Here is a 15,030-nt window from a genome sequence, read left to right as displayed (position 1 = left end):
ATTATGAAAAAAAATCGGGAAAAGTCTTTTATGCAGAAAAGAAAACCATTTCTTGCAAAAAGACTCTTGCTTTTGTTTCTGGTAGTTAATGTCTTTAGTTTTCAGACATTAGCAAACCTTCAGGGCGAAATTCTGGAGTTGGAAATGACAGGAGGTTCTTTAATTGAGGTTTTCGCAAAAGTTAAGGAGAAAACCAATTATACATTTCTTTACAATGTTGATGACATTAAAGAAGTAAATAATGTTACTATAAGCGCTTCACCCAAAAGCGTTCAAACCATATTAACGGATTGCTTAAAAGATACCGGACTTACGTATGAAATTAGAGACGAGGTCATTATCATTAAACCAGCAGCTAAACCTGTAACTCCTGCAAAAGAAGAAAAACCTGTTGTGGAGGAAAAAAAGGTTGGCGGTGTTGTTACTGATAATACAGGTGTCGGGTTACCAGGTGTTTCTGTTTTTATTAAAGGTACCAGTATCGGAACTACCACAAATATTGATGGAAAATACAACATTCAATTGCCGGATGCATCAGAGGCCATTTTGGTTTTCTCATTTATTGGTATGGACACTCAGGAAATCACAGTTACGAATCAAAAAGTAATAGATGTTGTTCTTGCTGCCGGTTCAGAACAAATTGATGAGGTTGTTGTGACTGGATATCAAAAGATTGATAGGAAATTATTCACCGGATCAGCAACTACAATAAAAACAGAACAAGTAAAATTGGCAGGTGTTCCTGATGCAAGTAGGGCTCTTCAGGGTGCTGTTTCAGGGGTTGAAATAGCAAATGTATCTGGTACATTTGGTGCTGCACCAGTGATTCGTATTAGAGGGAATGCTTCCATTAATGGTTCAAATAAACCACTTTGGGTAATTGATGGAGTTGTGATGGAAGATGCAGTTGAAGTATCTAATGAAGATTTAACTTCAGGAAATTTGTCTACTGTTTTGAGTTCAGCATTGGTTGGTATTAACCCTGAGGATATTGAATCTTTTCAAGTTCTTAAGGATGCGTCAGCAACAGCTTTGTATGGAGCAAGAGCCATGAATGGAGTAGTTGTAATTACAACTAAGAAAGGGAAAATTCAAAAGACAACCGTTAATTATAGTAGTAATTTTACAGTTAAAAGTAAACCATCATATTCGCAATTTGACATTATGAACTCAGGTTCGGAGATGGAGGTATATCAGGAACTGTATGAAAAAGGATGGCTTGATGTAGCCAAAGGAGCTACTGCACGATCACATGGTGCAATGGGTAAAATGTTTAATGGAATCGCAAATAGAGAGATTGCTTGGGGACCCAATGGGGGCTTGAATTATAACTATCTTCAACCTTATGCGAATGCAAATACAGATTGGTTTGATGTTCTTTTTAAGAATTCATTACAGCAACAACACTCTGTTTCTATAAATGGCGGGGATGAAAACACAAAGGTTTATGCTTCTGTTGGTTATTTAAATGATAGTGGCCAGACTATTGCTGATAATGTGAAAAATTATACTGGACAATTAAAAGCTGATTTTAAACTTTCTCCGAAATTAAGGGTTGGATTGAAATTGTCAGGGAATATTAGAGATCAACGTTTAGCAGGTTCAAAAGATCGTGAATTTAATACTATATCTGGTGTTTATGAACGTAATTTTGATATAAACCCTTTTAATTACGCATTGTACACTAGTAGAAGTATACGACCTTATGATTCCGAAGGGAATAAGGAGTACTTCAGAAGAGATTATGCGCCTTTTAATATTTTGCATGAGGTTGATCACAATTATGTTGATCTTAAAGTGAATGAGTTAATATTCCAGACAGATTTGGAGTATAAGATTAAGAAGAATTTGAAGTTTAATACAGCCGTACAAGGAAGATGGTACACCAGTAAAGCTGAACATAAAATACATGAGAATTCTAATCAAGCTGAATCTTACAGGGCAGATAATCCACTTTTTAGAGAGAATAATGTATATCTATTTGACGATGCTGATGATCCAGCTAGTTACCCGTTTTCCGTTTTGCCTAAAGGTGGATTTTTAAATACTACAGATTATTCTTTGAATAGTTACTATATGCGTAATAGTTTGGATTATTCCTTAGCTATTAACGATACTCATAATTTAAACTTTCTTTTAGGACAAGAAATTAGATATAACGATCGCGTGAAATCTTATAATGAGGGATGGGGTTATATGTATGATAAAGGTGGTATAATTGTTAGTGATCCTAATTTTATTAGATACCTGGATACTCGTGGAGATGATTATTTTTCACGAACTCCTACTCAAGGAAGATATTTAAGCTTTTTCTTAACTGGAGCATATTCTTACAAGGGAAAATATATTGTTAATGCAACGGCTAATTATGCTGGAGATAATAGAACTGGAAAATCAACCAATTCTCGTTATTTGCCAACATGGAATGTTAGTGGTGCTTGGAATATAAGCGAAGAGAATTGGTTCAACCGTGACGGGATAATCGATATGCTAAAAGTGAAAGCAACTTATGGACTTTCTGGAGATAATCCTGTTGGTGCAAGTGGTGCACTAACCTTATATGGTAAAGAGCCTTTGAGACCTACTGCAGATGATCGAGAAACTGTTTTGGATATTGAAAATCTTGAAAATGGGGAACTTACTTTCGAAAAACTTTATGAATTTAGCTCTGGAATAGAAGTAGCTTTATTAAAAAACCGGATTTATGCTGAATTTGAGTATTACAGGAGGAATTCGAAAGATCTACTTGGCATTGTAGAAACTAGTGGTGTTGGTGGTGTTAAATACAAATATGGAAATATTGGTGAAATGGAAGTTAATGGTGTGGAAGTTACCTTAAATACCAAAAACATCGAAACACCCAACTTCAAATGGTCTACTCTTTTTACTTTTAGTTACGGAAAAGATAAGATTACCAAATGGGAAAATCGAGCTAGTATTGGTAATGCTGTACAAATGTTAGGTACTAATTTAAAGGGGTATTCCAGAGGTAGTTTGTTTTCCATTCCATTCGCTGGTCTTGATTCTAATGGTGTACCAACTTTTCATGGTCCTGATGGAGAAATCACCCAATATGTTAACTTACAAGAACGTGAAGATATAGAGAAGTATTTGAAATACGAAGGGCCAACAACGCCAAAAGGGTATGGCGGTCTAACAAATACTTTTTCGTATAAAAATCTTTCTTGCAGTTTTTCTCTAGTTTATCGCTATGGTAACAAAATAAGATTGGATGATGCGTATAAAAGTTCTTATTCAGATTATTCGTCTCTTCCAGGAGAGTTAATTAATCGTTGGCAGTTTAAAGGTGATGAAAAGATCACGAATATCCCTGCTATACTTGACATATCTGAAGCTGAGAAATTAGATGAAGCCGGTTTAAATCCTTATGAATTATATAATAAATCTGATGTTAGAATTGCTGATGGTGATTTTATTAGACTGAAAGATATAAAAGTTAGCTACCAACTCCCTAAAAGTTTATTGAAAAATACTTTTGTTCAATCGGCTAATGTGAGTTTGCAAGGTTATAATTTGTGGTTGCTTTATTCTGACAAAAAGCTAAATGGAATTGATCCTGAATTTTATCAATCAGGAGGTATTTCGTTACCATTGTCAAAATCTTATACATTTTCGTTAAACGTTAAATTTTAATCTGCAATGAAATCATACATATATATATTAACCATCACAATTGGTTTGTTAGGATGGAGTTGTGACGAGTATTTAGATACAGCGCCAGATGAGCGACAAGAAATAAAGAAACTAACCGATGTCTCGGAATTGGTTGCTAACTCTTATTCTGAAGCTTCATATGTTTTTTTAGAATGGATGTCTGATAATGCAGTTGCATTGTCAAGAAATGATCAAAGCGAATGGATGACTCAGAATTTTATGTGGGAACCAGTAACCGCGAATGAAGGACAAGATACTCCACCATATTTTTGGTCACAAACTTATACTGCTATCGCCCATGCCAATCAGGCATTAGACGCTATTGATGCGGTTGAGAATACGGATGAAAATTTTAAAAAAGCCATTAAGGGTGAAGCTTTGGTCTCTAGAGCTTATAGTCACTTTTTATTAGCTAATATTTTTTGTCAGCATTACGAAGGGGCAACGGCTTCTTCTGATTTGGGAATTCCTTATATTACTGCTCCTGAAATTGAATTAATTGTAAAGTATGAAAGAGGTACTCTTCAGGAAACTTATGACAAAATAGAAAAGGATTTATTAGAAGGTATTTCTTTATTATCAGACGATTATTATGTGGGGTCGGGAAAGTACCATTTTAATAAAGGGGCTGCATATGCACTTGCTTCCCGTTTATATCTATTTAAAAAAGACTATACTAATTGTATTAAATATTCTAATTTGTTATTAGGAGATGGGCTTTTAAATTCTGTTTTTGTGAGAGATATGGATAAAGTTTATACAGGTACATCCAGTATCTCACTTGCGGATAATTTTACAGATCCTAACAGTACGCCTAATTTGCTCCTTGTGCGAAAAGAAACATTAAACGTAACCAGATCTTATAGAGGTTATCGTTCGAATGCGACAGTTATGGATGAGGTGTTTGGTACGAATAGACTCGGTTCTGATGATTTCCGTGATTCTCGATGGGGATATAGAGATGATAAACGTCCACCTAAATATGGCGAACGATTCAGATACACTACCGCTACAACAGGTTATCCATATTATATTCATCCTGAGTTAAGAGCTGAAGAAGTAATTTTAAACCGATGCGAGGCTTATGTTATGAATAATGCTGACGGAGCTACAGATAACCTTGATAAGGCTATGGCTGACTATAATATTATGGGCGCATTGTGGTACGAAAATTTCACTCCACTAACTCCGCAAATGATGATTGATGGATATGGTGCATATAATGCGGAAAACATGATGACATTTATTATAGGGGAAAGAAGAAAAGAGCTTTTCAGAGAAGGAATCAGATGGTTTGATATTAAAAGATTCAAAATGAGTATTACTCATACTTCGGTTACTGGTGAAACAAGTATTTTGCAAGCCGATGATTTACGAAAAGCAGTTCAGATACCTTCAGGTGCTATTGCGAAAGGAATTCAAGCGAATCCACGTTAATTTATTTAAAATTGCTTAATTATGAGAAGAATACTTAATTATATAAAACCGATAGGGCATGCATTGCTCTTATCTCCTCTTTTCTTCACAGCCTGTGATAATGAGGAGGATAATACACTTTTTGTTCCTCCAACGACCGTAGTCTCTAGTGACGAAATAGATATTTATTTACAGGAGAACATGTTGGTTAAACACAACACAGCTGTTCGATGGCGGTGGCAAGATAAGTACATTGACGACGATTATTCTGCAACACCTGTGAGAAGAGATGTAGTTATTCCCGTTACTAAGCTTATTGAATATTTATGGTTTGATCCATACAGTTCTGTTAGCGGAGGGGGTAAAGCATTTATAGATAAACTATTCCCGCCCGAACTGGTTTATATTGGTTCGTATATCTTTAAAGAGGATGGAAATAGACTTCTCGGTTATGCCGAGGGTGGAGCAAGAATTACACTTCTAAATCTTAATAGTTATGATTTAACTAATAAAGATTGGATGACAAATCCTGGGGGAGGAATTCTCGCAACGGTTCATCACGAATTTACTCACTTGGTGCATCAAACTTATGGGATGCCAGTTGGGTTTAATACCGTTTCAGAAAAATATAATGGCGAAGGATGGAGCAATAATGTAACTTTATCAGATGCTATTAAAATGGGTATGGTAAGGAATTATGGAACGAATAATGAATTTGAAGATTTTTGTGAACTTGTTTCTCATTTTTTAACATTACCTAAAGCTACTTTTGAAGAAGTGTTTATTAATCAGGCAAGTACAGAAGGCTTAACAGATCCCTCAGAAATTGCCAATATTAATGAACTGAATGCGGGACGATTGCTTATTGCTAAGAAGTTAAGCATTGTTGTCGACTTTTATAAAAATAAATTTGACATCGATTTGTATGCCCTTCGTGATATTATGGAAGAACGTATAAATTACGTGGTTACTAATAATGAAATCCCAGAATAATGAAAAATAAAATATTATACCTATTTATATTTATTGTTGGCGGATTAGCATCCTGTGATAAGGATAATAGTGCTGACTATATTTTCGATAAAAGCGTAAATGAACGCTTTGAGGAACTTTATACTGAATACAATACTGCTTTTCAGGCACCTGAAAATGGATGGCTAGGCTATTACAATCCCAATGGAGATACCGGTGCGTTCTCAATTTTATTAAAATTTAATGCTGATGGTTCAGTTATTATGCATTCTGATTACAAAAATGGAAATGCAAATGACACAATCACATATAGTATTACAAAAAAGCAGGACATAACACTTACTTTTGAATCTTGGTCTGTTTTTCATGCTATTTACGAAACCAATAATAATAATTTTGGGGGCGAGTATGTCTTTAATATATCTGATGTTAGTAATGAAGAAATTACACTTGTTAGCAAAACGGATAATGGTTATAATGGTGATGATGTTACGACTCTCATATTGAAACCAGCTACTGCTGAAAATTGGGATTTAACAGACATTTATGCAAGTGCAATTAACATCGCAGGAGATGCAACCAAATCTGTTTTTAGAAACTTTAATGCTGATGGAACTCCAATAGCTTCTTTCAGTTACGATGATGATAGCAGATCCGGTACTTTATCCTACATTAAAGATGGAATTGTTGTTAGTGAGAATACGCCTATTATTGTTAAAAAAAATGGGTTGTGTTTTATCAAACCAGTTGTTATTGGTGATAGAACTTTAGATTGCTTTACTTATAATCCAGTGGATGGAACTTATTATGATGAGAGCGGCAGTTTGAAATTGGTTTATGATTTAGTTCCTGCTGTTCCATTAACACCTTACGCTTTTGGTACTATAAAAGATGCTGCGCGTTATAATTATATGGAAGAAAATAAATCAAGTTTAGCATTTAATAACTTCTATAAACCTTACTTGGCTAATGCATTAGCAGATCATGGAGTAACTATTCAAAAATGGTATTTTAGAAATCTTTTGCCTACTACTGGAGGTTCTTATTTTCAAATATATTTTGGATATGGAACGGGAAATTACGCTGCTAGCTACTTTTTTGATTATGAAGTGAAAGATGATGGAAAGGTATATTTCACATTAACAGGTTTGGATGGAAATGCAGAGTTTTTAGATGCTGCTTTTCAACCTTTGGTTCAAAAGATTTTTAATACGAATGGACACTATCTGGAAGCTACCGGTGGATTATTGACTTATACGAATGGAACATTTTCATTAATAAATGCTGATGACCCTTCATTGAAAATTAACTTTTATGATTTTTAAATAAACAGTTTAGTATGTAGTTAAAAAGACAGTCCTTGTGGCTGTCTTTTTTTTGTTTAATACTTTTTATTGAATAAATCGACAAGCTCACCAACCAGTACCCAACAGTTGAAAAAATGATTATATTTGTTTTTTCAATTACGATCTAAATATCAATGCAGTATGCCTTCAAATCTCTTTACAGTCTCTAATGAATCAGGAGTTCCAAAATACAAACAATTGATAAATTCTTTGTATCAATCTATTGAAAATGGGGATGTTGCTATTGGCGATCAGTTGCCTTCAATCAATGCGATATGCAAGGAGTTTAATTTATCCCGGGATACTGTACTGGTTGCCTTTAACGAGTTAAAGGCGCGGGGAGTTATTTCATCTGTACCGGGAAAAGGTTACTATTTGGAGAGCAATATTACTCAGCTAAAGCACAAGATTTTCTTGCTTTTCGAGGAGTTTAATACATTTAAAGAAATTTTGTACAATTCCTTTCTGAAGAGTTTAAAGGGGCTGGCTACTGTTGATATTTACTTTCATCATTTTAACGAAAGAGTATTTAAAGAGTTGATTGAGAATAACAATGGGAAATATACGTCCTATGTTATTATGCCGGCAAAATTTACAGATGCTTATTCAGTACTAAAGCAGTTGCCTCAGGATAAAGTGTACATTTTGGATCAGACCAATGCAAATTTAAAGAAGCATTATCCTGCAGTCTATCAGAATTTCGAAAAGGACGTATTCTCTGCACTTTCCTCGGGATCTGATTTGTTAAAGAAATACAGGAAGTTGTTTTGGGTTTTTCCTGGGGGAAAAGAACCGGTTGGACAGATGAAGGGATTTAAGAAATTCGCAAAGGAGTTTGCAAGTCAATGGGAATTTAAAGTAATTGAAAGTATTCAGGGACATGCAATTAATAAATCTGAGGCGTACATAGTTTCCAATGATAATGACCTGGTCTATTTGGTAAAAGAGGCAAATAGTAAGCAATTTAAAATAGGAGAAGAGCTTGGGATTATTTCCTACAATGATACACCATTGAAAGAAGTTGTTGCCGATGGTATAACAACAATAAGTACTGATTTTAAAGAGATGGGGGAAATCTTGGCAGAAATGGTGTTGGGATCGAAAAAAGACTTGATAGAGAATAAATCCCGTTTGATTCGAAGAGGATCTTTGTAGGGAGGTTAAAACAAAAGAATTTCAAATAGTAAAAAGTTTTTTGGGAATTAATTAAAAACATCTATATTTACCGACCAGTACCAACCAGTAAGAAAAAGTTATGCGTGTTGATAATTTGAAAAAAGAGTTTGAAAATTTTTATGGAGCCGGTGATTGTAATGTATATTTCTCGCCGGGCAGGGTGAATTTAATTGGAGAACATACTGATTATAATGGGGGATTTGTTTTCCCATGTGCATTATCATTTGGAACCTATTGTTTGATTCGTAAAACTGAACGAAAGTCTTTCCGTTTTCGCTCCTTGAATCAGGAGATTGTACAGGAAATTGATTTGGATTCTTTATGCAATCCTTTGCCTAAAGGAACATGGGTAAATTACGCAATTGGCGTAATTGCTCAGTTTGTGAAGAACGGACAAAAGCCGGATACAGGTGCCGACATTTTAATTTGGGGAAATGTACCCAATGGTGCAGGATTGTCATCCTCTGCTTCACTAGAGGTAGTAACAGGTGTTGCAATTAATGAGGAATTTCAGTTTGGTCAGGATCGATTGACTATCGTAAAGTACAGTCAGAAAGCAGAGCATGAATTTGCAGGTGTGATGTGCGGAATTATGGATCAATTTGCTTCCGGAATGGGAAAAAAGGATCATGCAATTTATTTGAACTGTGATAGTCTTGAGTACGAATTGGTGCCTGTAAAACTATCTGGAGTTAAAATTATTATAGGAAATACAAACAGTCCGCATAGTTTGGATGCGGGAAAATACAATGAACGGGTTGATGAATGCCGGGCTGCTGTTGATGCAATTACCCCCTCAAAGTTAATTGCCAACTTGGGTGAATTAAGTCCGGCAGAATTCAACTCTTTATCAGCAAGTATTGAAAACGATATTGTACGAAAAAGAGCCCGCCACGTGGTTACTGAAATTGAGCGTACTAAAAAGGCAGTGGAAGAATTAAAATTGGGTAACTTGTTGGCTTTTGGGGAATTAATGAACCAGTCGCACAATTCGCTTCGTGATGATTATGAGGTGACAGGAAATGAGCTGGATGCAATGGTTACTGCAGCCCGAAAAATTGAAGGAACTATTGGTTCCCGAATGACCGGGGGCGGTTTTGGTGGTTCAACAGTAAGTTTGGTAAAAGATGAATTTGTTGATGAATTTATTGAAAAAGTGGGTGCCGAATATTTCGAAAAAACCGGAATTAAAGGAGAGTTTTATGTTGCTGAAATTGGCGATGGAGGCAAACGTGTAGAATAATGAGTGTTGAATTATGAACTAAAGAGAATTGTTTTTAACAGATGAGTAAAAGCTTTCTATTTAGTTCATAACTCATAATCAATAATTGATAATGATGGATAAGTTTGATTATATAGAGAATCCTCACAGAAGGTACAATCCTTTAACCGGAGAATGGATATTGGTTTCGCCTCACAGATCGAAACGACCTTGGCAGGGACAGGTTGAAAAAGTAGTGGAAGATGTTCGTCCGCCTCACGATCCCAATTGTTACCTATGTCCGCGCAATGAGCGTGTTGGGGGTGAGAATAATCCTGATTACAAAGATGTTTATTCTTTTCAGAACGATTTTAGTGCTTTATTGCAGGATACTCCGAAAGGGAAATTTGAAGATGGTGAACTTTTTAAAGCGGAGAGCGAATCAGGAGTATGTAAAGTGCTTTGTTTTAGTCCGGATCATAGTTTAACAGTTCCGGAAATGGAAGTGGATAATATCCGTAAAGTGGTTGATCTTTGGTGTAAGGAATACGACGAACTGGGATCCAGAGAGGATATTGGCTATGTTCAGATATTTGAAAATAAAGGTGCTATAATGGGATGTTCAAATCCGCATCCGCATGGTCAAATATGGGCTTCGGCATTGGTTCCTTTAGAAACTTCAAAAGAATCAGAAACTCAGAAAGAATATTTCGATAAGCACGGAAGAACCATGCTGTTCGATTATTTGAATAGTGAATTGGAGAAGAAAGAACGTATTTTAGTTGAAAATAATTCATTTGTTGCTCTGGTTCCGTTTTGGGCAGTATGGCCTTTCGAAACCATGATTATTAGTAGAAGACCAGTTTCGAACTTATTGGAATTAACCGATGAGGAAAAAACTGATTTAGCAGATATATATAAGAAACTGACAATAATGTACGATAACTTATTTGAGGTTTCTTTTGCGTACTCAGCAGGATTGCATCAAGCACCAACCGATGGTGAAGAGCATCCGGAGTGGCACTTGCACATGCATTTCTATCCACCATTATTACGCTCGGCTAGCGTTAAAAAATTTATGGTTGGATACGAAATGTTGGGCACGCCGCAAAGAGATATCACAGCCGAAGGTGCAGCATTGCGATTACGGGAACTTTCTAAAGTACATTATAAATCAAAAACTAATAAACATCCTTAAATATGGAAAATACGTTTTCAACTCTGGATTATATCATCTTTATTTTATATGGATTGGTAATTGTTGGAGTAGGCTTATGGGTATCCCGCGATAAAGAGGGACATCAGAAAAATGCCGATGATTACTTTTTGGCTAGTAAATCCTTGCCATGGTGGGCAATTGGAGCTTCCTTAATTGCTGCAAATATTTCTGCAGAGCAGTTTATTGGAATGTCAGGTTCTGGTTTTGCAATTGGTTTGGCAATTGCTTCCTACGAGTGGATGGCTGCTTTAACTTTAATAATTGTAGGTAAATACTTTTTGCCAATTTTTATCGAAAAGGGATTGTATACCATTCCTGAGTTTGTGGAGAAACGATTTTCGACCAATCTGAAAACCATTCTAGCAGTATTTTGGATTGCATTGTACGTATTCGTAAACCTAACTTCTGTTCTTTATTTGGGAGCATTGGCTATGGAAACGATTATGGGGATTCCTATGATGTATGGAATTCTTGGTTTGGCTTTGTTTGCAGCCAGTTATTCTCTTTACGGTGGACTTTCTGCTGTGGCATGGACTGATGTTATTCAGGTTGTATTTTTAATTATGGGAGGTCTGATTACAACCTATTTGGCCTTAAATAATGTATCTGGTGGTGAAGGTGTCATTGCAGGATTTAAACACATTTATGAAGTGGCTCCGGATAGTTTTCAAATGATTTTGGATAAGGCAAACAGTCAGTATGTAAATCTTCCTGGAATTGGAGTAATTGTTGGGGGTTTATGGGTTGCAAATTTATATTATTGGGGATTTAATCAATACATTATTCAAAGAACATTAGCTGCAAAATCTTTGGGCGAAGCTCAAAAAGGAATTGTATTTGCAGGTGTTCTGAAATTGATCATTCCTTTAATTGTTGTAATTCCAGGTATTGCTGCTTTTGTAATGGTTAACGATCCGGAAATTATGGCTCGCTTGGGTGTGGGATCAATGGACAACATTCCAACAATGGATGCTGCGGATAAAGCATATCCATGGTTATTGCAATTTCTTCCATCAGGATTGAAAGGAGTAGCTTTTGCTGCTTTGGCAGCGGCTATTGTGTCTTCATTGGCATCTATGTTGAATTCTACTTCAACTATTTTTACAATGGATATTTACAAACCATATATTAATCCGAATGCTACCGATAAGGAAACTGTAAATGTTGGTCGTCTTTCTGCTGCAGGTGCTTTAATAATAGCCGGAATTGTTGCTCCGTTATTGGGAGGTATAGATCAGGCATTTCAGTTTATTCAGGAATATACCGGTGTGGTTAGTCCGGGTATTTTAGCTGTGTTCTTGTTGGGATTGTTCTGGAAAAAGACAACAAATAAAGGTGCTATTATTGGTGTTTTATCATCAATTCCTATTGCTATGTTCTTTAAAATTGCTCCAAAAGGCTGGTTGGCAGGAAGCTCTGTTGAAGGCATTTTCCCGAATGTTCCTTTCCTGGATCAAATGGGATACACTGCTTTGTTATCTGCAGCTGTTATAGTATTGGTTAGTTACATGCAAAACAAAGGGGCAGATGATGAAAAAGGAATTGAAATTAGTAGAAAAACATTTGTAACAGGTAAGGTTTTCAATATTGTATCTTATGCGATCTGCATTGTTCTTGTTGTTTTGTATGCAATGTTTTGGTAGTAAAATTAAGTTGTACATCCGATATTTTTAACAAAAATTGAATGTATACTAATTATAGACGAAAGAAAATAATTCTTTTAGAATTTAGATTATGACGAATAAAGTATTAGTAACAGGAGGAACCGGATATATCGGTTCCCATACTGTAGTCGAACTTCAAAATAGTGGCTGCGAAGTAGTGATTGCAGATAATTTATCAAATTCTAAAATTGAAGTTTTAGATGGTATTGAAGCGATTACCGGTATTCGTCCATTGTTCGAAAAGGTAGATTTAAGTTGTGCAAAAGAATGTACAGAATTCTTCACGAAACACACAGGAATAAATGCAATTATTCATTTTGCAGCCTCGAAGGCGGTAGGGGAATCGGTTGTGAAACCATTGTTGTACTACAGAAACAATTTGAATTCATTGATGAATATTTTGGAAGCAATGAAGGAATTCAATGTTCCCAATTTGGTTTTTTCTTCATCGTGTACTGTTTACGGACAGCCTGATAAATTGCCTGTAACAGAGGCAACGCCTCGTAAAGAGGCAGAATCTCCTTACGGAAATACAAAAACGATTTGTGAAGATATCATCAGAGATACTACGAAAGCAAATCCTGAATTAAAAGGAATTGCCTTGCGTTATTTCAATCCGATCGGAGCTCATCCATCAACAAAAATTGGAGAATTGCCTTTGGGTGTTCCTGGTAATTTAATTCCGTTTTTAACACAAACAGTTGCAGGAATGCGTGCTGAGTTAAGTGTATTTGGAAATGATTACAATACGCCCGATGGTTCTTGTATCCGCGATTATATTAATGTTGTTGATTTAGCTAAAGCTCATGTTGTTGCAATTAATCGTTTGATTGAAGAAAAGCAAAAATCGAATTATGAGTTTTTTAATATTGGAACAGGAAAAGGTGTTTCGGTATTGGAACTTATTGAATCGTTCGAACGGGCAACAGGTGAAAAAGTACCTCATAAAATTGTGGGACGACGCGCCGGTGATATTGAACAAATCTATGCAGATACTACTTTTTCAAATAAAGAATTAGGATGGAAATCTGAAAAAAGTCTTGACGAAACCTTGCTTTCAGCTTGGAACTGGCAGGTAGCTTTAAATAAATAAGCGTTAAAAATCTAATGTTGGGTTCCTTTTGGTAGGGGGATCTATAAGCATCAAATAGAGTTGGTTTACATTCATTAAACTCTATTTGGTGTTTTCTTTTTTTACTCATTCACCAGCAAATTGCAGCCTCTGATATCGGAATGGTCGAAACGACCCAGAATTTCGAAGTTTCCATCTGCATGAATCCGGCCCAAATCCTGTGTTTCGATAAAGGAACAAGAGTGTATGTTAGCCAAATCGATTACATTAACCCCGCCGCTTCGGCCTTGCTGTTCGTAAGAAAAAGGATCGTAAGTATCCCGAATCAATATCTTCATCCAGCTAGGCGTAAAAAACAGACTGTCTCCTTTCGAGTAAGCCTGCGATAAAAGTTCGGTCATTCCATATTCCGAGTGAATTTTTCCAACACCCAATCGTTTGGTCAAAAAAGCATGCAATTCCTCTCGTGTAATTTCTTTTCGGCGCCCTTTCATTCCCCCCGTTTCCATTACTATTACGTCATCTAAATCCAGCTGGAATTTTTCAGCCAGATCGAGCAAAGCGAAACTAACACCTAACAAAAGAATCTTTTGATTCTGTTTTTTCAGATCAGAAATAGTCGCAATCAATTCTTCATGATTGTGCAGGTAAAAGCCGCTTTTTTCATGTTTGCTGTCCTTTATCAACTTCTCCATCATATAAATAAGAGAAGAGCCTTCCCGCTCTAAATATGATGGCAGTAAAGCCAGAATGCAGTAATCGCTTACCTCACCATAATATTGCTCAAATCCTTTGGTAAAGCTGGCTTCATAAATTTTTAAATCGGGCACATAATGGCGGCTGGTTAAATTTCCTGTTGTTCCGCTGCTGGTGAAAATGGCCTGCTCCTTTTTAGTGGTAGAAACCACTTTGTGCGATTTAAAGAAATCAATGGGAAGAAAGGGAATTTGAGTAAGGGTTTTAACCGTTGAAATATCGAATTTTAAATGCTTCAGATATTCTTTGTAAACTATATTATTCGTTGCCTGATATTGAAAAATCCGTAGCGCTGTTTTTTCAAAATCATTTTCGTTTGTAATGGCAAATATTTCCTCTTCCCAATTCATTTATCTGATAGCTTAATGTTGATTTATTGACAAAGATAATTGAAAAACCTAAAGATGACAGTGCCCTTGCAAGGCTTATCTGTCAACTTCCACCTCATTGGGCTTTAATGTATGTCTGGGAAGTTTTGCCCTTTGTTCCGGGCAAACAACTTTGTGTCTTGGAGGTGCTTCCTTCTGTCTTGG

Annotated in this window: 10 protein-coding genes; 9 read left to right on the top strand and 1 reads right to left on the bottom strand. The window is 35.9% G+C overall.

What is annotated here, in order from left to right:
• Positions 1 to 3 precede the first annotated feature (3 nt).
• The 9 genes from GQR60_RS17260 to galE all read left to right on the top strand — a co-directional run bounded on the left by GQR60_RS17260 (position 4) and on the right by galE (position 13,762).
• Positions 4 to 3,654: a SusC/RagA family TonB-linked outer membrane protein gene (locus GQR60_RS17260; protein ID WP_124994131.1), complete on the top strand. Its 3,651-nt coding sequence runs from the start codon at positions 4 to 6 to the stop codon at positions 3,652 to 3,654.
• Positions 3,655 to 3,660: 6 nt separating this feature from the next.
• Positions 3,661 to 5,112 (top strand): RagB/SusD family nutrient uptake outer membrane protein, encoded by a 1,452-nt coding sequence (locus tag GQR60_RS17255; RefSeq protein WP_124994130.1) that lies wholly within the window; start codon positions 3,661 to 3,663, stop codon positions 5,110 to 5,112.
• 21 nt (positions 5,113 to 5,133) lie between these two features.
• A complete protein-coding gene (locus GQR60_RS17250; protein WP_124994129.1) occupies positions 5,134 to 6,084 on the top strand; it encodes a substrate import-associated zinc metallohydrolase lipoprotein in 951 nt (316 codons plus the stop codon).
• Positions 6,084 to 7,388, top strand: a complete 1,305-nt coding sequence (locus GQR60_RS17245) for a DUF4302 domain-containing protein (protein WP_124994128.1) — start codon at positions 6,084 to 6,086, stop codon at positions 7,386 to 7,388. Before GQR60_RS17250 ends, GQR60_RS17245 begins: the two co-directional genes overlap by 1 nt.
• Before the next feature lie 162 nt (positions 7,389 to 7,550).
• Positions 7,551 to 8,564, top strand: a complete 1,014-nt coding sequence (locus GQR60_RS17240; protein WP_124994127.1) for a GntR family transcriptional regulator — start codon at positions 7,551 to 7,553, stop codon at positions 8,562 to 8,564.
• Positions 8,565 to 8,664: 100 nt separating this feature from the next.
• Entirely contained in the window at positions 8,665 to 9,828 is a 1,164-nt protein-coding gene (locus GQR60_RS17235) for a galactokinase (protein WP_124994126.1), read from the top strand.
• A 94-nt stretch (positions 9,829 to 9,922) separates the two neighbouring features.
• Positions 9,923 to 10,984, top strand: coding sequence for a UDP-glucose--hexose-1-phosphate uridylyltransferase (locus GQR60_RS17230; protein ID WP_124994191.1), 1,062 nt, complete (start codon positions 9,923 to 9,925; stop codon positions 10,982 to 10,984).
• A gap of 2 nt (positions 10,985 to 10,986) precedes the next feature.
• A complete protein-coding gene (locus GQR60_RS17225) occupies positions 10,987 to 12,648 on the top strand; it encodes a sodium/sugar symporter (protein WP_124994125.1) in 1,662 nt (553 codons plus the stop codon).
• A 91-nt stretch (positions 12,649 to 12,739) separates the two neighbouring features.
• Positions 12,740 to 13,762: a UDP-glucose 4-epimerase GalE gene (gene galE / locus GQR60_RS17220; protein WP_124994124.1), complete on the top strand. Its 1,023-nt coding sequence runs from the start codon at positions 12,740 to 12,742 to the stop codon at positions 13,760 to 13,762.
• A gap of 101 nt (positions 13,763 to 13,863) precedes the next feature.
• On the opposite strand, the gene GQR60_RS17215 is transcribed toward galE, so the two are convergent.
• The gene (locus GQR60_RS17215) at positions 13,864 to 14,847 is read right to left on the bottom strand and encodes a long-chain-fatty-acid--protein ligase (protein ID WP_124994123.1); all 984 of its coding nucleotides are present in this window, start codon (positions 14,845 to 14,847) and stop codon (positions 13,864 to 13,866) included.
• Between the last annotated feature and the right edge of the window lie 183 nt (positions 14,848 to 15,030).

The organism is Labilibaculum euxinicum (assembly GCF_009795715.1).
In the GTDB taxonomy this organism is placed as follows: Bacteria; Bacteroidota; Bacteroidia; order Bacteroidales; family Marinifilaceae; genus Labilibaculum; species Labilibaculum euxinus.
Note: the sequence above shows the minus strand (reverse complement) of the source record. Positions and strands in the feature narration are given on the sequence as shown.